At 72.0% G+C, this 24307-nt stretch carries 17 protein-coding genes and 1 riboswitch; of the genes, 4 read left to right on the top strand and 13 right to left on the bottom strand.

Going from position 1 to position 24307, the window contains the following annotated elements:
- Nucleotides 1-395: 395 nt before the first annotated feature.
- Nucleotides 396-1460, bottom strand: coding sequence for a helix-turn-helix domain containing protein (locus tag ACGBYP_RS14280; protein WP_411585201.1), 1065 nt, complete (start codon nucleotides 1458-1460; stop codon nucleotides 396-398).
- On the bottom strand, nucleotides 1457-1951 hold the full coding sequence (locus ACGBYP_RS14275) for a hypothetical protein (RefSeq protein ID WP_411585200.1): 495 nt from the start codon (nucleotides 1949-1951) through the stop codon (nucleotides 1457-1459). Before ACGBYP_RS14275 ends, ACGBYP_RS14280 begins: the two co-directional genes overlap by 4 nt.
- A gap of 96 nt (nucleotides 1952-2047) precedes the next feature.
- Here ACGBYP_RS14275 and ACGBYP_RS14270 point away from each other — a divergent pair, with 96 nt between their 5' ends.
- Nucleotides 2048-3136: a M48 family metalloprotease gene (locus tag ACGBYP_RS14270; RefSeq protein WP_411585198.1), complete on the top strand. Its 1089-nt coding sequence runs from the start codon at nucleotides 2048-2050 to the stop codon at nucleotides 3134-3136.
- A gap of 462 nt (nucleotides 3137-3598) precedes the next feature.
- On the opposite strand, the gene ACGBYP_RS14265 is transcribed toward ACGBYP_RS14270, so the two are convergent.
- The 5 genes from ACGBYP_RS14265 to ACGBYP_RS14245 are packed head-to-tail and all read right to left on the bottom strand — an operon-like array spanning nucleotide 3599 to nucleotide 9089.
- Nucleotides 3599-4522, bottom strand: a complete 924-nt coding sequence (locus ACGBYP_RS14265) for a tyrosine-type recombinase/integrase (protein ID WP_411585196.1) — start codon at nucleotides 4520-4522, stop codon at nucleotides 3599-3601.
- Between the two features lie 55 nt (nucleotides 4523-4577).
- Nucleotides 4578-5645 (bottom strand): DNA polymerase domain-containing protein, encoded by a 1068-nt coding sequence (locus tag ACGBYP_RS14260; protein ID WP_411585195.1) that lies wholly within the window; start codon nucleotides 5643-5645, stop codon nucleotides 4578-4580.
- Between the two features lie 27 nt (nucleotides 5646-5672).
- Nucleotides 5673-7220, bottom strand: a complete 1548-nt coding sequence (locus ACGBYP_RS14255; protein ID WP_411585194.1) for an alpha/beta hydrolase — start codon at nucleotides 7218-7220, stop codon at nucleotides 5673-5675.
- 54 nt (nucleotides 7221-7274) lie between these two features.
- Nucleotides 7275-8348 carry an ATP-dependent DNA ligase gene (locus tag ACGBYP_RS14250; protein WP_411585192.1) on the bottom strand — a complete coding sequence of 358 codons (1074 nt, stop codon included), beginning with the start codon at nucleotides 8346-8348 and terminating at the stop codon, nucleotides 7275-7277.
- Nucleotides 8349-8399: 51 nt separating this feature from the next.
- The gene (locus tag ACGBYP_RS14245) at nucleotides 8400-9089 is read right to left on the bottom strand and encodes a winged helix-turn-helix transcriptional regulator (protein WP_411585191.1); all 690 of its coding nucleotides are present in this window, start codon (nucleotides 9087-9089) and stop codon (nucleotides 8400-8402) included.
- Nucleotides 9090-9200: 111 nt separating this feature from the next.
- Between ACGBYP_RS14245 and ACGBYP_RS14240 the strand changes: the two genes are divergently transcribed.
- Nucleotides 9201-9566, top strand: coding sequence for a DsrE family protein (locus tag ACGBYP_RS14240; protein ID WP_411585190.1), 366 nt, complete (start codon nucleotides 9201-9203; stop codon nucleotides 9564-9566).
- Nucleotides 9567-9898: 332 nt separating this feature from the next.
- Here ACGBYP_RS14240 and ACGBYP_RS14235 read toward each other — a convergent pair whose 3' ends face one another.
- The 6 genes from ACGBYP_RS14235 to glgX all read right to left on the bottom strand — a co-directional run bounded on the left by ACGBYP_RS14235 (nucleotide 9899) and on the right by glgX (nucleotide 20235).
- Nucleotides 9899-11638 (bottom strand): DUF222 domain-containing protein, encoded by a 1740-nt coding sequence (locus ACGBYP_RS14235; protein ID WP_411585189.1) that lies wholly within the window; start codon nucleotides 11636-11638, stop codon nucleotides 9899-9901.
- Between the two features lie 232 nt (nucleotides 11639-11870).
- Nucleotides 11871-12599, bottom strand: a complete 729-nt coding sequence (locus ACGBYP_RS14230; protein ID WP_411585188.1) for a dihydrofolate reductase family protein — start codon at nucleotides 12597-12599, stop codon at nucleotides 11871-11873.
- Between the two features lie 3 nt (nucleotides 12600-12602).
- Complete coding sequence (gene treZ / locus ACGBYP_RS14225) at nucleotides 12603-14357, bottom strand: malto-oligosyltrehalose trehalohydrolase (RefSeq protein WP_411585187.1); 1755 nt, start codon at nucleotides 14355-14357, stop codon at nucleotides 12603-12605.
- A 181-nt stretch (nucleotides 14358-14538) separates the two neighbouring features.
- Nucleotides 14539-15255: a transglycosylase family protein gene (locus tag ACGBYP_RS14220; protein ID WP_411585186.1), complete on the bottom strand. Its 717-nt coding sequence runs from the start codon at nucleotides 15253-15255 to the stop codon at nucleotides 14539-14541.
- A 3-nt stretch (nucleotides 15256-15258) separates the two neighbouring features.
- A riboswitch (cyclic di-AMP (ydaO/yuaA leader) is annotated at nucleotides 15259-15420 on the bottom strand.
- A gap of 382 nt (nucleotides 15421-15802) precedes the next feature.
- Entirely contained in the window at nucleotides 15803-18130 is a 2328-nt protein-coding gene (treY, locus tag ACGBYP_RS14215) for a malto-oligosyltrehalose synthase (protein ID WP_411585185.1), read from the bottom strand.
- A complete protein-coding gene (glgX, locus tag ACGBYP_RS14210) occupies nucleotides 18127-20235 on the bottom strand; it encodes a glycogen debranching protein GlgX (RefSeq protein ID WP_411585184.1) in 2109 nt (702 codons plus the stop codon). Before glgX ends, treY begins: the two co-directional genes overlap by 4 nt.
- A gap of 421 nt (nucleotides 20236-20656) precedes the next feature.
- Between glgX and uvrB the strand changes: the two genes are divergently transcribed.
- Together uvrB and ACGBYP_RS14200 are read left to right on the top strand one after the other, a co-directional pair.
- Nucleotides 20657-22774, top strand: coding sequence for an excinuclease ABC subunit UvrB (uvrB, locus tag ACGBYP_RS14205; protein ID WP_411585183.1), 2118 nt, complete (start codon nucleotides 20657-20659; stop codon nucleotides 22772-22774).
- 338 nt (nucleotides 22775-23112) lie between these two features.
- Entirely contained in the window at nucleotides 23113-24240 is a 1128-nt protein-coding gene (locus ACGBYP_RS14200; RefSeq protein WP_411585182.1) for a TerC family protein, read from the top strand.
- The last annotated feature ends 67 nt before the right edge of the window (nucleotides 24241-24307 follow it).

Raw genomic sequence — 24307 nt, 5'->3', positions numbered from 1 at the left:
GCCGGCCGCCCCCATCGGAGCACAGGCCAGCCACGAGATGACACCTGGCCGTCCGTACCCGGCGTCGCTCGTGGGCTGGCGGCCCGTGCCCTGCATTGCACGACGCAGAGGTCATCCACGGCCGGGGCGTGCCTTAGCCGTGCCTTAAGCAGCGGCCAAAGCCGGTGGTCAGCGGTGAGCAGGGGTCAGCACCGTCAAGGCACGGGAGCAGCGTCAAAGCCGTCTTGAGCTGCATAAACGGGCTTACGCGCTGGTCAGTGCGTGGAGCGGGTGACCGGGATCGAACCGGCATGGCCAGCTTGGCCGGCTGGCGATCGTCGTCGCCGCTTCCTGCTTCGGACTCGGACAAGTGGTCGTCGTCAAGGTGAAGGTCGGCCCTGCCCGCATCCGCGAGGTCATGCTGCGCCGCGGGATGCGCGACGGCGGGAGACGGTGCGCTTCGTGGTACCGAGCTGGGCAGCAATGTCTCGGATAGAGCTACCGCGGGTGGTGAGACGGTGGATGACCTCCTGTTGTTCGACCGTGGTGAGGTCGTCGTAGGCGATGTGATTGCCGGCCAGGGCACGTTCCACGGCGATGTCGTCCATGTCGTTTCCAAGGGAGGTGCCGACGATCGCCGGCGGCGGTACGGGATCGGTGTCGATGTCGTCCCAGGCCAGCGGCGGAAGCCAGCCCTGTGCAGCAGCGTGGGCTCTGGCGGCGTCGGCGGCCGCACGCTGCTCGCTGGTCGTCCGTGGTGGTCGGTCGTTCCACAGTCGCTCGTAGAGCGGCGCGATGTCTTGGGCGGTGCGGGCGGTGACGGACTCGCCGGTCATGCTGCGGCACAGGCTGCTCGGGCGGCGGCCGAGCTGGGCTGCCAGTAGCTCGACCGGCCAGCCGATGGCGATGAGCGCTTGCAGACGACGGCGGGTGCCGGTGGCGTCGACACGGCTGTTCGGCGCCCGCTTGGCGTTGTCAATACGGACGCCCAGCAGGCGCATAGCTGTGCTCGGACGAACCCTCCGTGTCCCTGGGGTGTCGCCGCGGCCATGCTGTGCGAGTTCGCGGATGTGGCTGACGGAGAGGCCGGCAAGCTGCGCGATGCGCTCGACGCCGATTCCTGCTGCCCGCAGAGCAGCGATGTGCTCGCGGACGGGGCCGGCGTCGACGTACGGCTGCCAGCGGCCGTAGATCCGCTCTCGGGTGACTCCGCGGCTGGCGGCGGTGTTGGCGGCGGTGCAGTCGGTGCAGCGGCAGCGGTCCTTGACGTAGGCAGCACGGGTTCCGTGCCGATGGCGGGCCTGCGGATGGGTGCAGTCGCGTGGCACTCGTCCCTGGAGTCGTGCGGCTCGGCGAGCGGCTTGCTCGAGGCCGCGCCGATGCTTGGCGCAGGAGTGCTGCCGATGACGAGCGTCGGCGAGTGCGGCGCTGGCGTAGTCGGCGGTGTAGCCGCAGGACGGGCAGGTGCGGCTGACCCTCATAGCCGCCTCGGCTGCCGCGAGGGCTCCGACCTCCTGGTGGCGCGGAGGTCGCGGCCGAGGACGCCGGCTCGGTGAAGTCTGTCCTCGATCCAGTCGGTGCGGACGGTGCCGGCGTCACCGACGTGATCGTCGAAGGCCATCGCGGTGAATTGGGCGGCGATCGCCGACCACTCGTCGTCGGAGAGCGACCGCTCCAGATGGGCCTCGACGGTGGGCCGGTCGACGTAGGCGACGCTCGCTTCGAGGAGATGGCCCAGATCGGTCAGCAGCCGGTAGGTGTCGCCGCCGTAGGCGGTGACGACGGCCTCCAGCGCCCAGGGGGGAACGGACTCCCGAATCAGCGCGACGCCGTCGTGGCCGCCGGTGACCTGAGGGACAGAGGCGCCCGCAACGGGACGGGGGACCGTGTCGACCCCGCGCGCTTTCCGGGCTTGCTTCTCCATCGGCGTTCCACTCCTGCGGCTGTTGCTCTCAGCCGGAGAAGGCGCCATTTCGGCCCGTTTGGTGACATGGTCAGCGAAAGTTCTTCGCGACTGCGCCGAGGACGTGGTGCGCGCTGGAATTGGGACTGGACGCCGTGGATAGACGTGACGGCGATCGTGCATGTCAGCACCGGCCGGCAGGCTGACCGGCATCTGCTGCTTGGAGGAGGTCCGAAGATGACGGTGAGCAAGCGTCGACCGCGCGGTGATGCGCGTCGCCACGCCATCGGGGATGGCCTCTGGCGGATAGTCGCCGCAGCTCCCGCCAGCATCGGCAGCTCGCTGCTGATGCTGGCGTTCGTCCCCCTGGGCCCGTGGGCGGCGCTGCTTCCGTTGCTTTGGGCAGCCAGTGCGGCGGTGCTGCTGACCCGGGTCGGCGAACGGATGGCCGTCCGCGGCGCCTACAGGTTCCGTCGACCCAGCCCGGCGCAGGCGGTGGCGTTGCAGCCCGCATGGGCGACTGCCCTACGAGTGACCGGAACCGCCGCCGGTGACGTCGAGTTGTACGTCCAGACCGCTCGGGTGCCCAACGCGTACGCCGCCGGTGGACGCAGCGTCGCGGTCACCAGCCGGGCCGTGGAGGACTACAAGTCCGGACGACTGCCGGAGAACCAGCTGGTGGCTGTGCTGGTCCACGAGCTCGGTCATCACGCCTCGAGAGCGACTCGTCCGATGCTGCTGGTGTCGTGGCTGGCCGCGCCCTGGCGCGTGGCGACGAACTTGCTGATCGCTCTGGCGAGCGTTCTGTCCGGGCGTCAGAGCCAGCGCGGAGCCATGGTCGCCGTGGTCGTCGGACTGGCCGTCGCCGTGACTCGGACACTGCACCAGGGGCAGTGGACGGTCGGGGGAGTGCTGGTCTTCCTCGGGCTGGCGGTGGTTCTCTGTCCCCTTGTCGACGCCGCGATCAGCCGGCGGGCCGAGTTCGCCGCCGACCGCTTCGCTGCCGACCACGGCCTCGCGCTGGAGCTTGCCGCCGCCCTTCGCGCACTGGATGACGGCCACCGTTCGACCCGCAGATGGTCGCGGCGGCTTCTGGCGTCCCATCCGACCTCTGACCAGCGCATCCACGCTCTCGTTGCGGCAGCTCATACTTCGCCAAGCGACGGAGCGGGTTGCCCGACCGCGCCGACGGGGGAGTGGGACAGCCATGATCCGCCTGTCGCCAGGCTCAGCTGCCCGCCGTTGCCAAACTGATCCTTTCCGACTGATTGCACCTTTCGCTGCTCCCGGTCAGAGGTTGCCTTGACTCTTCGCCCAAGTCGTCTGGTCGTCCGTGTCAGTAGAAGGCGTCTTTTGGCGCCTTCTAGAGCGACGACCCCTTGCTCGCCAGCTCGGTGGGCCTACTTGCGCGCTGGAGTGTCCAATGGCACTGCCCGATCGAGTCCCACCGACAGATGGCAGCAGTCGTGCCCGGGACCGTGCCTTGATCGCTCGGATTGCCGCGGCGGAGCGTTGGGCGCGCACGCCGGACCGGTCGGCAGCTACTGAGCCGGCGCGGCGCGGGCTGCGGGCCAGGTTCGAGCGCGAGGCTGATCCGGACGGTCGTCTTCACCCCGCCGAGCGCGCACGGCGTGCTGATGCGTTGCTTTCTGCCCACATGCTGCGGTTGGCCCGGGCCTCGGCAATGGCGCGACGCGGCAGGCGCTGAACTGCGGCCTACAAGCGGTTGCCGAGTCCCAGCCGTCGGTGCGCCTCGTGTGCCCGCTCGACAGCGGTGGAGGCGGCGTACCGGGAAAGCATGTCGTCGCTGCGCCAGCCGGCCAGCATCATCAGGTCCCGTTCCTGCCCACCACCGGCCAGCCAGCGGTGCGCGAACGTGTGCCGGAACCGGTGCGGGTGTACCCCGGTCAGCCCAGCCTGCGCGCTACGGACGTTGATCACCTCCCGGATCCCGTCGGTGGTCATCGCACCGCGCAGTCCGAGCAGTAGACCAGGTGAACTGGCGTACGGGTGCGTAGCGCGGATCCGTAGGTAGCGGTCGATCGCCTGGCCCGTCTTGGCGCCGAACGGGACGACGCGCGGCCGGGAGCCCTTGCCGGTGACGTAGGCGAGTTCGCGGTCCAGGTCCAGGTCGGCGATCTGCAGCCCGCACAGCTCGGAGACCCGGATGCCGGTGTCCAGCAGCAGCCGCAGGATCACCTCGTCGCGGCGGCCCAGGAAGATCGCCCGAGCGAAGACTCCGGGCCGGCCGCGACCGACCGCGCACGCCTTCAGCAAGGCGGCGATCTCCTCGTCGGTGAGTACGGGCACCGGCTTGTCCGGCGGTGTCGCGATTTCGATGCCCTCGGTGGGTGCTCGGTCCAGCTCTCCTTCAACCACCAGCCACCGGCAGAACCGGCGCATGCCACGCAACCGGGTCGCCACGGTGCTGGGCTCGCACGTCTCGGCGAGCTCGGCCAGCCAGGCGCTGATCGCGTGTCGGGTCAGCTCGTCCAAGGTGGCGGGCCGGTCGTGCTCGACCAACCAGCGGCTGAAGTACCGCACGCTCTGGCTGTAGAGCTCCACCGTGCGCGGTGCCTTGCTGGCAGCCCGCAGGTGGCGTCGGAAGGACGCCAGCAGGTCTTCCAGTCGGATCACCACGAGCGGAGGTTATCCGGTGAACGAGCGATGTGCTACCCCTCGGTGCGCATGCAGGTCAGCTATCTGTGCTGGTAGAACGCCTGGCGCGGCTCGGTTGGACCCGCATGGGCTCGCCGGGCATCTTCGGGTAGTCGGGCGGATAGGGCAGCTCGCCCAGCCCGAGGTCGCGCTCCTGCCGGTCGGCCAGCTCGACCAGCGGGGTGATGTCGAAGGCGTGGTCGGCCAGACCGGCGTGCTTGTCACCGACGGCGGCGAAGCGGGCCGGCATGGTGAGGACGTCGAAGTCGAACGGGCTGACGTCGGGCAGCTCGTCCCAGTCGACGGGCGCGCTGACCGGCGCATGCGACTTCGCCCGGATGGAGTACGCCGAGGCGATCGTGCGGTCCCGGGCCATCTGGTTGTAGTCGATGAAGATCTTCTCGCCGCGCTCCTCCTTCCACCAGTTCATCGTCACGCGGTCGGGGATGCGGCGCTCCAGCTCGCGGCCGAAGGCGATCACCGCTCGGCGCACCTCGGGGAAGGTCCAGCGCGGCAGGATCGGGACGTAGACGTGCACCCCGCGCCCGCCGGAGGTCTTCGGCCAGCCCTCCATGCCGAACTCGTGCAGCAGCTCGCGCACGTGCGGGGCGACCCACACGGCGTCGGAGAAGTCGGTGCCGGGTTGGGGGTCCAGGTCGATCCGGATCTGGTCGGGGGACTCGACGTCGCCCTTGCTCACCGGCCACGGGTGGAAGGTCAGCGTGCCCAGGTTGGCGCACCAGGCGACGACCGCGACCGAGTCGGGCGCGATCTCGTCGGCGGTGCGCCCGCTGGGGAAGGTGATGTGCGCCGTGGGCACCCACGCGGGCGCGTTCTTGGGCACCCGCTTCTGGTAGAACGCGTCGCCGGTGTTGTCCATCCGGGTCGACAGCCGAGCGCCCTCGAACACCCCACCGGGCCAGCGCTCCAGCGTCGTCGGCCGGTCGCGCAGCGCGAACAGGATGCCCTCGCCGACCGACACGAAGTAGTTGACGACGTCGATCTTGCGGATGCCCTTGTCGCCGAAGTACGGCTTCTCCGGGCTGCTGACCCGCACCTCGTGCCCGTCGAGCTCCAGGACGACGGCGTCCTTGCTGCTGGCCATGGGGCTCCGTTCGTCAGGGGCGGGTGCTCAGGCGGGGCAGACGGTCCCCTCGGCCGGGACGGCGAGGTCGATCAGGTACGCGCCCACCGCCGCCGTCACGCAGTCGGTCTTGGGGTAGGCAGTGTGCCCGGTGCCGGCCCAGGTGAGGAGGGTGCCGCTCGCCAGGTCCGCGGCCATGTCCTGCGCCCCGGCCAGCGGGGTCACCGGGTCGCCCTGCGTGCCGATCACCAGGATCGGGGCGCTGCCGGTGGCGTCCCGGTCGGGGAGCGGGGTGGTCGGTGCCTGCCACGGCGAGCAGGTGTAGAGCCCCAGCGCGGCGTCGGCGCCGAAGAGCGGGTACCTGGTCTTCCAGTCGGCCAGCACGGTGCGCACCTGGTCGGCGGTGAACCGCTCGTCGGTGTCCGCGCAGGTCACAGCCACGTTGGCGTCGACGACGTTGGTGTAGGTGCCGTCGTCGTTGCGGCCGGTGTAGGTGTCGGCGAGGGTGAGGATGCCGGCGGCGTCGCCGTTGCGGGCCGCGGCCAGCGACTGGGCCAGCTGCGGCCAGGCGCTGGGCTGGTAGAGGGCGGACCGGATGCCGGTGAGCACCAGCCCGGGAGTGGCCTGCCGGGTCTCGCCGGCGCGGCTGCTCGGCACCGGTGTGGTGGCGGCCTGGGTCAGCAGGTCGGTCACGAAGGTGCGCGGGTCGGCGCCGATCGGGCAGCCGGCGAGCAGCCCGGTGCAGTTGGCGGCGAACGCGTCGAAGGCGGCCTCGAAGCCCTGCGCCTGCTGCTCGGCGAACTCCTGGCCGGTCGCGTCGGGGTCGACCGCGCCGTCGAGGACCAGCGCGCGGACCCGCTCGGGGAACAGCTCGGCGTACGTCGAGCCGAGCGTCGTGCCGTAGGAGTAGCCGAGGAAGGTCAGCTGCTCGTCGCCCAGCGACTCACGCACCAGGTCCATGTCGCGGGCGCTGTCGACGGTGGCGAACGCGCCGAGGGCGTCCTTGTACTTCTCCGCGCAGCCGGCGGCGACGGCGTCGACCTGGCTGAAGGCGGTGGTCAGCGCGGCGGCGTCGGCCGTGCGCGGGTCGACGGCGAAGAGCTGGTCCTTCTGCTCGTCGGAGATGCACTCCACCGGCGTCGACAGGCCCGCACCCCGGGGGTCGAGCCCGACGACGTCGAAGCGGCGCAGCACGTCCTCGGGCAGGGTGAGCGCGGACTGGACCGCCGCGTCGGTGGCCGACTGGCCGGGTCCGCCGGGGTTGACCAGCAGCGAGCCGATCCGCTCGGTCTGCCCGGCCAGCGTGGCGCGCACCAGGAACAGGTCCAGCGGGCCGCCGGCCGGGTCGTCGTAGCTGGCCGGCACGGTCGTCGTCCCGCAGGAGAAGGCGAGGTCCCGCTCCGCGCCGGGCCGCCCGGCGATGATCTGGTCGATGTCGGCGTCGCAGTCGGTCCACTCGATCGGCTGGGCGACGGGCGTGGCCGGCGCCGCCGGTGAGGAGGGCGCCGCCGTCTCGTCGGGCTCGCCGGAGGTGCACCCGCTCAGGGTCACGGCGAGCAGGACGGCGGCAGCGGCCAGGCGGCGGTGTCCGGTCATGATCACCCCAGGGTAGGAGGCCCGGCTGTGACCGGCAGCCGAACCCCCGCCCGGTCAGCCGCCCAGCACCTCGGCGAGGTCGTACCGGACCGGGACCTCCAGCTGCTCGTAGGTGCACGAGCGGGCGTCGCGGTCGGGCCGCCAGCGCTGGAACTGCCCGGTGTGCCGCAGCCGGCTGCCCTCCAGCTGGTCGTAGCGGATCTCGACCACCAGCTCGGGGCGCAGTGGCACCCAGGACAGGTCCTTGCCGGCGTTCCAGCGGCTGGTCGCCCCCGGCATCCGGTGCTCGCCGTCCTCGCCGGTGACCGCGTTGGCCCAGTCCTGCCACGGGTGGCCGTCGAGGGCCTCGGCCCGGTAGGGGGCGAGCTCCTCGACCAGCTCGGCGCGCCGCTTCATCGGGAAGGACGCCGCGACGCCGATGTGCTGCAGCGTGCCGGCGTCGTCGTAGAGGCCCAGCAGCAGCGAGCCGACGACCGGCCCGCTCTTGTGCCAGCGGAACCCGGCGACCACGGCGTCCGCCGTACGCACGTGCTTGACCTTGGCCAGCACCCGCTGGTCGGGGGAGTAGGGCTGGTCGCCGCGCTTGGCGATCACGCCGTCCAGCCCGGCCCCCTCGAACTCGCGGAACCAGCGCTGCCCGACCTCGGGGTCGGCGGTGACGGTGCTGACGTACACCGGCGCCTGCGTGCCGGCCAGCGCCTCACGCAGCCGCAGCTGCCGCTGGGCGTAGGGGGTGTCCATCAGCGACTCGTCGCCCAGCGCCAGCAGGTCGAAGGCGACGAAGGACGCCGGGGTCTCCGCGGCCAGCTTGGTCACCCGGGACGCCGCGGGGTGGATGCGCTGCAGCAGCGACTCGAAGTCCAGCCGGTCACCGCGCGGGACGACGATCTCGCCGTCGACCACGCAGCGCTCGGGCAGCTGTGCGAGCGCGGCCTGGACGACGTCGGGGAAGTAGCGGGTGAGCGGGCGCTCGTTGCGGCTGCCCAGCTCCACCTCGTCGCCGTCGCGGAAGACGATGCAGCGGAAGCCGTCCCACTTCGGCTCGTAGAACCAGTCCTCGCCCGTGGGGAGCGCCGCCGTGGGCTTGGCGAGCATCGGCTTGACCGGGGGCATCACGGGCAGGTCCATGGCGTCAGTGAAGCAGGCGCCACCGACGACCGGCCCGGATCGGACGCCCGGTCAGCGGGGCAGCGGCGGGGTCCCGAGGGGCACCGCGGCGAACGGGCTGGTGCCCAGCCAGCCGGGGAGGGCGCGGACCACGGTGGAGTCACCGTGCAGCACGACGCCGCCGGTGCCCGCCGCCGCGGCCCAGCTCAGCTCGCCGAGCCAGACCCGGGTCAGGGTCGCCGGGTCGGTGTCCAGCCAGGCCGCGACCGGGGAGCCGGGAGGGACGTCGCAGACGTCGAGGCCCTGGCGGGAGAGGACCAGCCACCAGTGCCGGTGCCGCCCGGTCGCGTCCGGGAAGCGCACCTCGACGGTGACCGGACGGGCGGGCAGCCGCGCCGGGTCGACGGTCCGGCCGATGTCGAGCATCAGCAGGACCGGGTCGGACTCCTCCGGACGCAGCCGGTGCATCCAGCGCTGCCCCCAGGCGCCGAGCCCCTCGACCAGCGGCTGGAGCTCCCGGCCGGCGGGGGTGAGCCGGTAGCGCGGCTCGCCGTGCTCCAGCCGGCGGTCGACCAGCCCGGCTCGCTGCAGCTCCCGCAGCCGGGCGGACAGCAGGGACGGCGACATCCGCGGCACGCCCCGGGCGATGTCGGTGAACCGCTCGTTGCCCCAGAGCAGCTCGCGGACCACGAGCAACGTCCAGCGCTCGGCCAGGACCTCCGCCGCCCGTGCGACGGGGCAGTACTGCCCGTAGCGCTTCATCGCCGACCGTCCACACGTCCGCGTGCACCGATACAGAAACGGTAGCGGCGGGCGGTGGTCCGTGGCGAGACCGTGGGGTGTCCGCAGTCACAGGGCCGAGAGGGGCACGCCATGGCCGGCAAGGCAGTCATCAGTCTCACGACCGGGCTCGAGGACCCGGAGAAGGTCACGGTGGCCTTCCTCGTGGCCACCGCCGCCGCCGAGGAGGGGCGGCCCACGCTGGTGTTCCTGACGAAGGAGGCGGTGCGGCTGGCCACCCGGGGGGTCGCCGTGGGCCAGGCCTGCGACGGCTGCCCGAGTCTCCCGTCCCTCGTCGACCGCTACCGCGCGGCGGGCGGTCGCATGCTGGTCTGCCCGATCTGCTTCGACGCACGCCGGCTCGACGCGGCAGGTCTGATCGAGAACGCGGAGCTGGGCGGCACGGTGCCGATGTGGCGCTGGATCGGCGACGCACCGGCCACGACGTTCAGCTACTGACCGGGTCGACCGGGTCGACCGGGTTGACCGGGTTGACCGGGTTGACCGGGTTGACCGGGTTGACCGGGTTGACCGGGTCAACCGGGTCGACCGGGTTGGCCGGCACCGACCGGGTTGGCCCGGTGACGAGGCCGGCCGGCTGATGGAGCTGGCGGGCTGGCCGGGTCCGGGACGGTCGCGAGTGTGCCCGCCGGCTCCTCCACCCCGCCGCGGGCGGCGGGGTGGAGGAGCCGGCGCTGTCGATCGAGGGATCGGCCGATCTGGTGCAGCCTCCACGCTGGGCCCGCCGACCGCTCGGCCCGACGACCGCTCAGCCCTGACAGTGGGCAGGGTCAGAAGGGCGGCGGGTCGTCGGTCGGAGGTGGCTGCTCGGGCGGGTGCGTGTCGGTCGGTGGACTGCCGGGGGCCGGTTCGGGTGGTCGGAGTCCGGGTGGTCGGGTGGTGCGGGTGACGCCGGTCGGTGTGGTGACGTGCAGGGTGCCGTCGTCGGTGAGGCGGAAGTGCCAGCCGCGGGCGAAGGTCTTGAGTCGGTGGTGGGAGCGGCACAGGCAGCACAGGTTGGTGCAGTCGGTGGCTCCGCCGTGGGCGTGGGCGTGCACGTGGTCGAGGTCTGCCTGGCCGGTGCGTTGGCCGCAGTTGGGGAAGCGGCAGCGCTGGTCGCGGGTGGTGACGAAGGCGCGTTGCCGGTCGGTGGGGGTGTAGGCGTCGGTCGGTGGCGGGGGTCCCAGGACCGGGCAGCTGCACGCTTGTGCCGCCTCGCCGTCGACCGCCTCGTCTCCGCCCGTGCCCTCCCCGTCGGGGACCGGGTTCGGGTCCGTGTCGATGTTGGTGCCGGGGACCGGGTCGGGGTCGGGGTCGGGGTCGGGGTCGGGGTCGGGGTCGGGGTCGGGGTCCGTATCCGGGTCCGTGTCCGTGTCGATCTCGGGGACCAGGTCGGTGTCGGGACCGCGGTTCGTGCCGGTGTCGGCGCCGTCGTTGGTGTCAGCGCCGTGGCCATCGCCCGCAGCGGTGGCGTCGTCGGGGTGGTCGGGGCAGCCGCGGCGGGCGAGGCGGGCCAGTTCGGCGGGGGTCAGGGTGGCCAGCAGCTGCCCGTCGGGGCCGGTGATGGCGTAGGTGAGGGTGCCGCCGTCGGGGGTGGTGAGCCCGAGGGCGCCGACGCGGGCGAGCAGTTCGCGTAGGTGGGCGGCGGTGATCGGCAGGCCGTTGACCTCACCGGGGGCGCTGCTGGCGCCGGTGAGGGAGTCCAGGCTGGCGGTGATCCGCAGGTCCGCGGCGACCAGCGGCAGGCCGTTGTCGGCGGGGCGGCGGATGAGCATCGAGTGCACGTGCGCGCGCAGTACCCCGATCGGCCGCGGGTCGCCGTCGGCTTTGAGCATGCGGGCCAGCTGGTCGATCAGGTCCAGGCACTCGGCGGCCTCGTCGGTGGGCAGGTCCACCGCCAGCGTCGCCCGACCTTCCACACCGGAGGGGTGGAGGTGCACGTCGGCGGTGCGCTCGGCCTCCTGGCGGCGCTCTTCGGCGGCGGCGGAGTCCAGCTGCAGCATCAGCGCACCGGCCCGGTCACGCAGCCGGTACACCGACAGGTCCCGGGCCTCGGACAGCAGCGCAGCCTCCACCTGCCCGGCGACGTCGGCGCAGGTGTGGGCGAGCACGTCGGCCAGCGCGTCGGCGCGCCGTTCGTCGATCAACCCGGCCTTGAGCGCGGCGAGGGTGCGCGGGAGCTTGTGCCGCCAGGTCAGCGCCCGCTTCAGCCGGTGCGCGGCGGTGCCGCGCCCGAGGTTGAGGATCACCGACAGATCGGCCAGGAAGAACTCACTGATCCCCGGCTCACCATCGGCCGTCCAACCCGGCCGCCGCGCCCCCGGGCCGTCGGGATCGGCGGTCGCCGGGCGTTGCGCGGCCAGGCCCAGGATCAGCTCGGCCTCCTCCGCGGCGTCCACGGCCCGCCGCCGCTGCAAGGCCTGCAACTCATCGGCCAGCCACTCGTGTGGCCACACCGACCGGTCAGGCAGCTCCGACCAGTCCTCGACCACCGGCCCGCGGGGGCGGGGCGGGTAGGCGGTCGACGTCATGGGTCGAACGTACGTTCGGGGTACGACAGTTCCGGGACGTCCTGCAGGCGTCCGGCGTCCGCGGTCCGACGTCCAACAGTCGAGCCGGAACCCGACGCCGCGGTCGCTCGGGCAGTCACGTCCTCCCCCGCCCCGACGCGCGACCCACGGCCCGGACAACTCCGCCCGTGACCCCGGACTGCTGGACCGGTGGTCGACTGCGCGACTGACCCGACGGTCAGGCGCGAGGGGGTCAGCGCAGCGCGTACCGGGTGAAGAGGACGTCGTCCTCGGTCAGCACCTGCACCAGCCGGGCACCCACCGGGACCGGCAGCGCCGTGGGCACCAGCCCGGCGCCGCCGCCGACCAGCAGCGGGGCGATCGACAGGTCGAGCTCGTCGACCACACCGGCGTCCAGCGCCGCGGCGAACAACGCCGGACCGCCCTCGCAGAGCAGCTGCTCGTGGCCGCGGTCGGCCAGGGCGTCGAGCGCGGACGGCAGGTCGACGTCGTCGTCGCCGCAGACCAGGACCACGACGCCGGCGGCGGCCAGGGCCGCGAGCCGGTCGGGGTCGGCGGCCGCGCAGGTCACCAGCAGGGTCGGGGTGACCGCGTCGGTGACGAGCTGGTCGTCCGGTGCCAGGGACGCGCGCCGGGACACGATCGCGACCGGCGCCACCGGGGGCCGCCCGAGCGCGGCGCGCAGCCGGCCGACCGCGGAGTCCGGCAGCACCGGCCGGTAGCCCTCGGCGGCCGCGGTGCCCGCGCCGACCAGCACGGCGTCGGTCAGCGCGCGGAGCGTCCGGAACACCCGGCGGTCACCGGGGGAGCCTAGCCCGCCGCTGCGCCCGTCGACGCGGACGGCGCCGTCGAGCGCGGCGACGAAGTTCACCCGCAGGTGCCGGCCCGCCACGAGCCGGTACGCCCCGGCCAGCTCGGCCTCGGTGCCGAGCGGGCCGGGGTCGGGCAGCAGCCGCTGCACGGGTCAGCGGCGGGTGGACAGCACCGCGGCGCTCTCCGCCGGGAGGGTCACCACGCCGCCGTCGAGGGTGGGCATCTCGCCGCTGGCGAACAGCACCTCGTCGGCGTCGACGTCCAGGTCGATCTCGCGCGGGGAGTCGGACAGGTTGGCCACCACCCGCAGCGAGCCGCGGCGGACGACCAGCCAGCGGTCGGCGTCGTCCCAGCTGACCGCGACGGCGGTGAGGTCGGGGTCGACCAGGTCGGGGTGCGCCCGGCGCAGCGCGATCAGCGCCTTGTGCACGGCGAGCACGTGCGCGTGCGGCTCCTCGGTGAGCTCGGACCAGTCCAGCTTGGACCGGGTGAAGGTCTCCGGGTCCTGCGGGTCGGGCACGACGTCGGCGTCCCAGCCGTGCTCGGCGAACTCGCCGATCCGGCCCTCCGCGGTGGCCTTGCCCAGCTCGGGCTCGGGGTGGCTGGTGAAGAACTGCCACGGCGTCGAGGCGCCCCACTCCTCGCCCATGAACAGCATCGGGGTGAACGGGCTGGTGAGCACCAGCGTCGCGCCGACACCGAGCAGGCCGGGGGAGAGGGAGGCCGAGATCCGGTCACCGACCGCGCGGTTGCCGATCTGGTCGTGGTCCTGCAGGTAGCCCAGGAACTTCCAGCCCGGCAGCGCGTTCGTGTCGACCGGGCGGCCGTGGTGCCGCCGGCGGAAGCTGGACCAGTCGCCGGCGTGGAAGAAGGCGCCGGTGAGCACCTTCGCCAGCCCGCCGAGGCCGCCGGCGGCGAAGTCGGCGTAGTAGCCCTGCGCCTCGCCGGTCAGCTGGGTGTGCAGCGAGTGGTGGAAGTCGTCGCTCCACTGCGCGTCCAGGCCCTTGCCGCCGGCCACGCGGGGCGTGACGAGCGAGGGGTCGTTGAGGTCGCTCTCGGCGATCAGCGTCAGCGGGCGGCCCTCGGCGACGGAGAGCTTCTCGACCTCCTGGGCCATCTCCTCGAGCACGTGGGTGGCCCGCTCGTCGACCAGCGCGTGGACGGCGTCGAGCCGCAGCCCGTCGACGTGCATGTCGCGCAGCCACATCAGCGCGTTGTCGATGATGTAGCGGCGGACCTCGTCGGAGTCGGGGCCGTCCAGGTTGATCGCGTTGCCCCAGCTGTTCGCACCCGCGGCGAAGATGGGGAAGAACTCCGGCAGGTAGTTGCCCGAGGGCCCGAGGTGGTTGTAGACGACGTCCTGGATGACGCCGATGCCGCGCTGGTGGCAGGCGTCGACCAGTCGCTGGTAGCCCGCCGGGCCGCCGTAGCTCTCCTGCACCGCGTACCAGGCGACCCCGTCGTAGCCCCAGTTGTGGGTGCCGTTGAAGCCGTTGACCGGCAGCAGCTCGACGAAGTCGACACCCAGGTCGACCAGGTGGTCGAGGTTGCGGACGGCGGCGTCGAACGTCCCCTCGCGGGTGAAGGTGCCCACGTGCAGCTCGTAGACGACGCCGCCGGCGAGCGGGCGGCCGGTCCAGGCGCGGTCGCCCCAGCTGTAGGACGACGGGTCGTACCGGCGGGACAGGCCGTGGACGCCGTCGGGCTGGCGGCGGGACCGGGGGTCGGGGCGCGCCGGCTCGGTGTCGTCGAGCAGGAAGCCGTAGTCGGACTCGGGCTCGGCCGGCGCGGTCACCCGCCACCAGCCGGCGTCGTCCCGCTCCATGTCGTGCACCTGCCCGTCGAGCTGGAGGCGCACCCGCTGGGGCAGCGGGGCCCAGACGGAGAACTCGACGGGCTGGGGCATGGAGGACCTCCGGAGCGGTGGTGCGGGGGAGTGGGAGAGCGGCTGGATCATGCCCGCCCACACGCGGTCGAACCGTCGCCCTCGTCACCGGGTGCCCGGGACGGCGAACGGCCGGGCACCCCCACGCTGGGGTGCCCGGCCGTTCGTGCCGTGCGGGTCCGGGGCAGGCCCGGCAGGTGGGTCAGACGGCGAGCAGCTGACCGACGTGGATCATGTTCGGGTTGCTGACGATGCCGCGGTTCTTCGCGTACAGCGACTGCCAGGAGGTGCCGTTGGCGGCCGCGATCTTGCCGAGGGTGTCGCCCGGCTTGACCGTGTAGTTGCCAGCGGCCGGCGCCTGGCGGGTGGAACGGGTGGCGGCGGCGTTCTTGCGCTCCGCGGACGCCTTGGGGGCGGCCTTCGGGGTCGCGGCCTGGGCCTTGGGGGCAGCCTGCGCCTTGGGGGCGGCCTGGGCCTTCGGGGCGGCCTTGGGCGCCTCGGCCTTGGGGGCGGGGGCGGCCTTCTGCTCGGCCACGGCGGTGGTGCCGCCGGTCAGGCGCTTGCCGCAGGTCGGCCATGCGCCGACGCCCTGGCCGACGAGGACCTTCTCGGCCACGGCGATCTGCTCGGCGGCGGAGGCCTGGTCGGCGCGCGGCGCGTAGGCAGTGCCGCCGTAGCCGGCCCAGGTGCTCTGGGAGAACTGCAGGCCGCCGTAGTAGCCGTTGCCGCTGTTGATGCTCCAGTTGCCGCCCGACTCGCACTGGGCGACGCCGCTCCAGTCGTGCTCGGCGGCGGATGCCGTCGCGGTGCCGATGCCGACCGAGGCACCGAGACCGAGAGCGGCGGCCCCGACGGTGACCACGCCGCCGCGCAGGGCACGACGGACGAGGGCCGGACGGGACTGAGAGTGCTTGGACATGCGTGTTCCTCCGATCACCGCCTGCGAGGTGAGCTGTCGGGTTCGGGCGATCGGTGCCCGGCCGCAGATCTGCGGCTTCACCCCGTAGACGCGCGGCGCTGGGTGGGCGGCGCGTCGGATGTGGGTCCCCCGCCCCCGTCCGGAAGGGTCTGGTTGAGGTCACCGGCGGACGGGGCTGAGCGGTCCGGTGCCGCGCTCGGCCAGGAAGGCCCGAACGCGAGGACGACGGTAGGTGGACAACTGCCAACTGGCGAGCGGCGTGTCGCAGATCGACGGCGCGTCGCGCCGAGAATGTGGCGACATGCGCAGTATCGCGTGCGCTCCGAGACCGTTCCGTTACAGACGGTCGACAAATCGACTCCTCGACATGTGGCGGGGACCGGGCTCCGCCAAGGGCCCGGGCACCATCTGTTGCGGGTGTCCGCGTCAGCGCGCACGACCGGTGGTGCCGCGAACGGGTGGGTGCCCCCGACGCGCACCGGCCCCCTCGACGTGTCGTCGAGGGGGCCGGTGATGCCCTGTGGCCGGGAGGCCGCGGGACCTCGCGTCAGTCGCGGACGAGCAGCGCCACCGGCAGCGCGGAGAGCAGCTCGCCGAGCGGGATGCCCGAGGCGTCGGAGACGACCCGGGTGCCGGTGAGCAGGTCCCGCCACGCCCCGGTGGACAGCGCGAGCGTCGTGTCGCCCCAGCCGGTGGTCGCCAGCCGGGCCGGCAGCCGGGTGGCCACGGTCACGACGTCACCGCGGTCGAACGCGACCACGTGGTCGGCGGCCGCGCCGGTGGCCGTCAGCGGGGTGTACCCGGCGAAGGCCTCCGGGTGGTCGCGGCGGTGCCGCAACGCGCGGGAGACCACCAGCAGCTTCGCGGCACCGGTCTCGTCGACCTCCGGCACCCACCCGCCGTCGAGCCGCGCGAGCAGGTCGCGCCGCAGGTCGTAGTCGACCGGACGGCGGTTGTCCGGGTCGACCAGCGAGAAGTCCCACAGCTCGGTGCCCTGGTAGACGTCGGGCACCCCGGCGATGGTCAGCTGCAGGAGCTTCTGCGCGAGCGAGTTGCTGTACCCCAGCGGGGCGATCCGCTGCACGAACGCGGTGATCTCGGCGTTCGTGGTGGCGTCGTCGAAGGCGGCGTCGACCAGGGCGTGCAGCTGGTCCTCGAACTCCTGCACCGGGTTGGTCCAGGTGGTGGAGGTGCCGGCCTCGCGGGCGGCCTTCTCCACGTAGGCGTGCGCCCGCTCGCGGGACAGCGGCCACGCGCCCACCAGGTTCTGCCACACCAGGTGCGCGAGGGAGGCGTCGGCCAGCGGGTGCCGGGCGATGAGGCCCCGGACCAGCGCGGCCCACTCGTCCGGGAGCTCGGCCAGCACCGCCAGCCGGCTGCGGACGTCCTCGCTGCGCTTCGTGTCGTGCGTCGACAGCGTCGTCATGGACGCCGGACGGCGCTCCGCGCGGCGCTGCTGCGCCTCGTGGAACGCAGCGACCGTCGTCCCGAACTGCGCCGGGTCGCCGCCGACCTCGTTGAGCGCGACGAACCGCGCCCACCGGTAGTAGGCGCTGTCCTCGACGCCCTTGGCCATGACCGGGCCCGAGGTCTGCTCGAACCGGGTGGCCAGCTCGGTGCCGGCGCTGCCCAGCAGGGGGTGCAGGGCGTCGACGGCGGCGGCCAGCTCCGGTCGCCGCTCCTTGACCGCGGCCACCGTCTCGTCGAGGTGGGCGCGGCCGTCGGGCAGGTAGCTGCGGTAGACCGGGAAGCTCGCCAGCAGCTCGGCCAGGCCCTCGGTCACCTGGTCGGCCGGCACGCCCGGCAGGTCGCCGACGATGCGCTGCAGCCGGGCCACCTCCGAGCCGAGCATGCCGTCGGTGACCTCGCGCTTGCAGTCGTGCACCAGCTGGGCGTAGTCGACGGGCCCGCCGGCCAGCTCGGTGTCCAGCGCGGTGAACGCCGCCTCGCCGGCCGGGTCGACGAGCACCTCGTCGACCTCGGACAGGGCGTCGTAGCCCGTCGTCCCGGCGGTCTTCCAGGAGCCGGGCATCTCCTCGCCCGGCTCGAGGATCTTCTCCACGACGGTCCACCGGTCACCGGTGGCCTCGGCCAGCCGGTCCAGGTAGCCCTTCGGGTCGGCCAGACCGTCGGGGTGGTCGATCCGCAGCGCGTCGACCGAGCCGTTCTCGACCAGCTCGACGATCAGCGCGTGGGTGGCCCGGAAGACCTCCGGGTCCTCCACACGCAGGCCGGCGAGGGTGTTGATCGCGAAGAACCGGCGGTAGTTCAGCTGGTCGTCGGCGCGCCGCCAGTCGACGAGCTCGTAGTGCTGGCGGTCGTGCACCTCCTGCGGGGTGCCCTCGCCGGTCCCCGGGGCGATCGGGAAGCGGTTGTCGTAGTAGCGCAGCTCCCCGTCGACGAGCTGCAGCTCGGAGACGTCGTCCGCGCTGCCCAGGGTCGGGATGCGGATCCTGCCGCCGCCGAAGTCCCAGTCGATGTCGAAGGCGTCGGCGTGCGCGCTGTCGCGGCCGTGCTGGAGCACGTCCCACCACCAGCCGGACTCGTGCGCGTCGGCCACGCCCATGTGGTTGGGCACCAGGTCCAGCACCAGGCCGAGGCCGTGCTCGTGCAGCTGGGCCACGAGCCGGTCGAAGCCGGCCCGCCCGCCGCGCGGCTCGTCGATGTGCGCGTGGTCGGTGGTGTCGTACCCGTGCGTGCTCCCCGCCGCCGAGCGCAGCAGCGGCGAGGAGTACGCGTGGGTGACGCCCAGGTCGGCCAGGTAGCCGGCCACCGCCGCGGCGTCGTCGAGGGTGAAGTCGGCGGTCACCTGGAGCCGGTAGGTGCCCGCGGGCACCTCCCGCCGTCGGTTCGCGTCGGTGGCCGGCCCGGTCACGGCGCGGCCTGCAGGACGACGGTGGCGCGCGGGGCGATGGTCAGGGTCTCGCCGGCCTTCACGGTCACCGGCTCGACCTCGCCCAGCTCGGCGGTGTCGACGACGACCGTCCAGCCCTCGGCGTAGTCGTCGCTGGGCAGCGTGAACTCGATCGCCTCGTGGTGGGCGTTGAAGGCCAGGTAGAAGCAGTCGTCCACCAGGTCCTCGCCGCGCTCGTCGGTCTCGCGGATGCCGTGGCCGTTGAGGTACATGGCCATCGACTTGGCGTAGCCGGCGTCCCAGTCCTCGTCGCTCATCAGCTCACCGGCCGGCGTCAGCCAGGCGATGTCCTGGACCGGGTCGCCCTCCTCGCGGCGCACCGGACGGCCGTGGAAGAACCGCCGGCGGCGGAACGTCGGGTGGTCGGTGCGCAGCTTGGTGACCAGCTTGGTGAACTCGAGCAGGCCCTCGTCGACGTTCTCCCAGTCGATCCAGGTGATCTCGTCGTCCTGGCAGTAGCCGTTGTTGTTGCCGCCCTGCGTGCGGCCCAGCTCGTCGCCGTGCAGCAGCATCGGGACGCCCTGGCTGAGCATCAGCGTGGCGATGAAGTTGCGCCGCTGCTGCCCGCGCAGCGCCAGGATCTCGGCGTCGTCGGTCTCACCCTCGACGCCGCAGTTCCAGCTGCGGTTGTGGCTCTCGCCGTCGTTGTTGCCCTCGCCGTTGGCCTCGTTGTGCTTCTCGTTGTAGGAGACGAGGTCGTTGAGGGTGAAGCCGTCGTGGGCGGTGACGAAGTTGATGCTCGCCACCGGGCGCCGGCCGGAGTGCTGGTAGAGGTCGGCCGAGCCGGAGATGCGGCTGGCGAACTCGCCGATGGTGGCGTCCTCGCCGCGCCAGAAGTCGCGGACGGTGTCGCGGTACTTGCCGTTCCACTCGGTCCACAGCGCCGGGAAGTTGCCGACCTGGTAGCCGCCGTCGCCGATGTCCCAGGGCTCGGCGATGAGCTTGACCTGGCTGACGATCGGGTCCTGGTGGCAAAGGTCGAAAAAGGCCGACAGCCGGTCGACCTCGTGGAACTGGCGGGCCAGGGAGGAGGCCAGGTCGAAGCGGAAGCCGTCGACGTGCATCTCGGTGACCCAGTAGCGCAGCGAGTCCATGATCAGCTGCAGCGACTGCGGGGTCGCGACGTTCAGCGAGTTCCCGGTGCCGGTGGTGTCCATGTAGTACTGCTTGTCGTCCTCGACGAGGCGGTAGTACGCCGCGTTGTCGATGCCGCGGAAGGACAGCGTCGGGCCCATGTGGTTGCCCTCGGCGGTGTGGTTGTAGACCACGTCGAGGATGACCTCGATGCCCGCCTCGTGCAGGGCCCGGACCATGCCCTTGAACTCCTGGACCTGCTGGCCGTCGGTGTCCTGCGCGTACTCGTTGTGCGGCGCGAAGAAGCCGATCGTGTTGTAGCCCCAGTAGTTGCGCAGGCCCTTCTGCAGCAGGGTGTCGTCCTGCACGAACTGGTGCACCGGCATCAGCTCGATGGCGGTGATGCCCAGGCTGGTGAGGTGCTCGATCACGGCCGGGTGCGCGACGCCGGCGTAGGTGCCGCGGAGGTCCTCGGGCACGCGGGGGTGCGTCATGGTCAGGCCCTTGACGTGGGCCTCGTAGATGACCGTCTTGTTGTAGGGCGTGCGCGGGGGGCGGTCGACGCCCCAGTCGAAGAACGGGTTGACGACGACGGACTTGGGCATGTGCGCCGCCGAGTCGTCGTCGTTCTTCTCGCCGCTCTCGAAGTGGTAGCCGAAGACAGACTCGTCCCAGTCGATCTGCCCGTCGATGGCCTTGGCGTAGGGGTCCAGCAGCAGCTTGTTCGGGTTGCAGCGGTGGCCCTGCGCGGGGTCGTGCGGGCCGTGCACGCGGAACCCGTAGCGCTGGCCGGGCTGGATGCCGGGGAGGAAGGCGTGCCAGACGTAGGCGTCCATCTCGGGGAGCCGGATGCGCTCCTCGTTGCCCTGCTCGTCGAACAGGCACAGCTCGACCTTCTCGGCGACCTCGCTGAAGATGGCGAAGTTGGTGCCGGTGCCGTCGTAGGTGGCTCCGAGGGGGTATGCGGAACCGGGCCACACCTGGGTGGTCATGGGCTGTGTCTTCCTCCTGCGCTGGGTGGCCCCGTGGTCTCGGGGCCGGGGACCGCTCGGACGCGGTCTCATGGGGGTCGGCCAGCGCATGCCCGCGGGGACGCCTCCGCACACCTGAGGTGATCAAAGCCATCGCAGACCCGGCCCGGACACGACGACGCCCTCCGTGACCGGGTCACGGAGGGCGTCGTACGCGGTGCTGAGGACGTCGGGCCCACTGACCTCGCCCGGGGTCCGGGTGGCGCTGGTGGGCACCGTCGCGTTCGTGCTGCGGTGAGCACGGTAGGCCGCCGCGTGCTCCGTGATCAAGTCGGCCCGGCCGTGTCGCGCGCTGCCGGCACACCACGCGTCCCACGAGCAGCAGGAGTGGTCGTGCGCGAGGCCGGGCGTTCTGTCGGAGGTGCGTCGTACCGTCGACGCCGTGACCGCATCAACCGAGCTCCGGCCCACCACGGGCCGGTTCCGCGTCGTCAGCGAGTTCGAGCCCTCCGGCGACCAGCCCACGGCGATCAAGGCCCTCGCCGAGCGGGTGAACGCCGGGGAGACCGACACCGTGCTGCTCGGCGCGACCGGCACCGGCAAGTCGGCCACCACCGCGTGGTTGGTCGAGCAGGTCCAGCGCCCCACGCTGGTCATGGCACCGAACAAGACGCTGGCCGCGCAGCTGGCCAACGAGTTCCGGGAACTGCTGCCCGACAACGCGGTCGAGTACTTCGTCTCGTACTACGACTACTACCAGCCCGAGGCCTACGTCCCGCAGACGGACACCTACATCGAGAAGGACTCCTCGATCAACGAGGAGGTGGAGCGGCTGCGCCACTCGGCCACCAACAGCCTGCTCACCCGGCGCGACGTGATCGTGGTGTCGACGGTGTCGTGCATCTACGGCCTGGGCACGCCGTCGGAGTACGTCGACCGCGCGCTCAAGGTGAAGGTGGGGGAGCAGCGGTCGCAGGAGGAGCTGCTGCGCACCCTGGTCACCGAGCAGTACACCCGCAACGACCTCGCCTTCACCCGTGGCACGTTCCGGGTGCGCGGCGACACGATCGAGATCTTCCCGGTCTACGAGGAGCTCGCCTGCCGGATCGAGATGTTCGGTGACGAGATCGAGCGGCTCTACTACCTGCACCCGCTGACCGGTGAGGTCGTCCGCGAGGTCGACGAGCTCTTCGTCTTCCCGGCCACCCACTACGTCGCCGGCCCGGAGCGGATGGAGCGGGCCATCGGCTCCATCGAGGCGGAGCTGGAGCAGCGGCTGGCCGAGCTGGACAAGCAGGGCAAGCTGCTGGAGTCCCAGCGGCTGCGCATGCGCACCACCTACGACATCGAGATGATGCGCCAGGTCGGGTTCTGCTCGGGCATCGAGAACTACTCCCGGCACATCGACGGCCGCGCCCCCGGCAGCGCCGGCGCCTGCCTCATCGACTACTTCCCCGATGACTTCCTGCTCGTCATCGACGAGTCGCACGTGACGGTGCCGCAGATCGGCGGCATGTACGAGGGCGACATGAGCCGCAAGCGCACGCTGGTCGAGCACGGCTTCCGGCTGCCCTCGGCGATGGACAACCGCCCGCTGAAGTGGGAGGAGTTCACCGACCGGATCCACCAGAGCGTCTACCTGTCGGCCACCCCCGGGCACTACGAGCTCGGCAAGGTGCAGGGTGACGTGGTCGAGCAGGTCATCCGCCCGACCGGCTTGGTCGACCCGCAGGTGGTCGTGAAGCCCACCAAGGGCCAGATCGACGACCTGGTGCACGAGATCCGGGTCCGTACCGAGAAGGACGAGCGGGTCCTGGTCACCACCCTGACCAAGAAGATGTCCGAGGACCTCACCGACTACCTGCTCGAGCTCGGCATCAAGGTGCGCTACCTGCACTCGGAGGTCGACACCCTGCGCCGGGTCGAGCTGCTGCGCGAGCTGCGGCAGGGCGAGTACGACGTCCTGGTCGGCATCAACCTGCTCCGCGAGGGCCTCGACCTGCCCGAGGTCTCGCTGGTGGCGATCCTCGACGCCGACAAGGAGGGCTTCCTCCGCTCGGCCACCTCGCTGATCCAGACCATCGGGCGCGCGGCGCGCAACGTGTCCGGCGAGGTGCACATGTACGCCGACAAGATCACCCCGTCGATGGCGCAGGCGATCGACGAGACCACCCGGCGCCGCGAGCGGCAGATCGCCTACAACACCGAGCACGGCATCGACCCCACGCCGCTGCGCAAGAAGATCGTCGACATCCTCGACGGCATCTACCAGGCCGCGGAGGACGTCGAGGGCACCACGGAGCTGCTCGGGGGCTCGGGCCGCCAGCAGTCGCGGGGCAAGTCGCCGGTGCCGGGGCTGTCGTCGAAGAGCCGGGCCAAGGCCGGGTCGATCGACGTCCAGGGCCTGCCGCGCAACGAGCTGGCCGACATGATCACCAACATGAACGAGCAGATGCTCGCCGCTGCGCGGGAGCTGCAGTTCGAGGTGGCCGCCCGGCTGCGCGACGAGCTGAACGAGCTCAAGCGCGAGCTCCGCCAGTTCGACGCCGCGCACGCCTGAGCCGCCGCCCGGGTGCCGGGGTCCCGTCGCGCGCGCCCGCGGGTGGGACCCCCGGGCGCAGCCGGTGACCACGGGCGCCGGCAGGGGCGATCCAGCCCGCTCAGAATGCGGCCGCCGGGTCGGGAACTCTCCGGGTGGCTCGTCCGTTGCTGACCATGAACCGGCCTGGTGCAGCGTCGATGACGCACGCCCTGGCCGGTCGTGGAGGGGAGTATCCCTGCGCGGCAACGTCGTCAACACGAGGTCCGATGACCTCCGGCGCTGCCGGTCGGCCAACGGTGGTCGGCGGGAGAGACCTCCGGTAGTGACACGTGCTCGTCTACCGGAGGTAACAACGTATGGACGTCCCCACCTGGGTCTGGGCGGTCACGATCGCCGGCATCGTCGGCATGCTGCTGTTCGACTTCGTCGGCCACGTGCGCACCCCGCACGCCCCGACCCTGCGCGAGTCGGCCACCTGGTCGGCGGTCTACGTCGGCATCGCGGTGCTGTTCGGTCTCGGCGTCCTGGTCTTCGCGGGCGGGCAGTACGGCGGTGAGTACTTCGCCGGCTACATCACCGAGAAGAGCCTCTCGGTCGACAACCTCTTCGTCTTCGTGCTGATCATGGCCAGCTTCGGCGTGCCGCGGATCGCCCAGCAGAAGGTGCTGCTGTTCGGGATCACGTTCGCGCTGGTCCTGCGCACGATCTTCATCCTGGTCGGCGCCGCCGCCATCGAGAACTTCAGCTGGGTCTTTTACCTCTTCGGCGCGATCCTCATCTACACCGCCTGGGTGCAGGCCCGCAGCGGCGGCCACTCGGAGGAAGAGGAGGAGTTCAAGGAGAACGCCGTCATCCGGCTGGTCCGCAAGCTGGTGCCCACCACCGAGGAGCACCACGGCGACCGCATGACGGTGAAGCTGCAGGGCAAGCGCTACATCACCCCGCTGGCCATCGCGCTGATCGCGATCGGCACCGCCGACGTCATCTTCGCCGTCGACTCGATCCCGGCCATCTTCGGCCTGACGCAGGAGACCTACCTGGTCTTCGCCGCCAACGCCTTCTCCCTGCTGGGCCTGCGGCAGCTGTTCTTCCTCATCGACGGCCTGCTCGACCGCCTGGTGTACCTGGCCTACGGCCTGGCCGTGATCCTGGGCTTCATCGGCGCCAAGCTGGTCATCCACGCGCTGCACACCAACGAGCTGTCCTGGATCAACGGCGGCGAGCACATCACCGTCATCCCCGAGATCCCGACCTGGCTGTCGCTGGCGGTCATCCTGGTCACCCTCCTGGTGACGACCGTGACCAGCCTGCGGCACGACAAGAAGACCCGCGCCGCCCGGGCGGCGCGGGACGCCGCCCAGCGCGACGCCGCCCCGCGGCACGCCGTGACCGACGCCGCCGTCCCCGCGACGACGACGGACGGGGACGGGGCCGGTCACGCCGGGGACCCGGCTCGCCCGACCACCCGCGCCGGTCTGGACTGACCGCACGCACCACGGCACAGCACCCGGGCCGGGGACGACCGACGTCGTCCCCGGCCCGGGGCGCGTT

The sequence above is a fragment of the Modestobacter sp. SSW1-42 genome, from assembly GCF_046635825.1.
Classification (GTDB): domain Bacteria; phylum Actinomycetota; class Actinomycetes; order Mycobacteriales; family Geodermatophilaceae; genus Modestobacter.
Note: the sequence above shows the minus strand (reverse complement) of the source record. Positions and strands in the feature narration are given on the sequence as shown.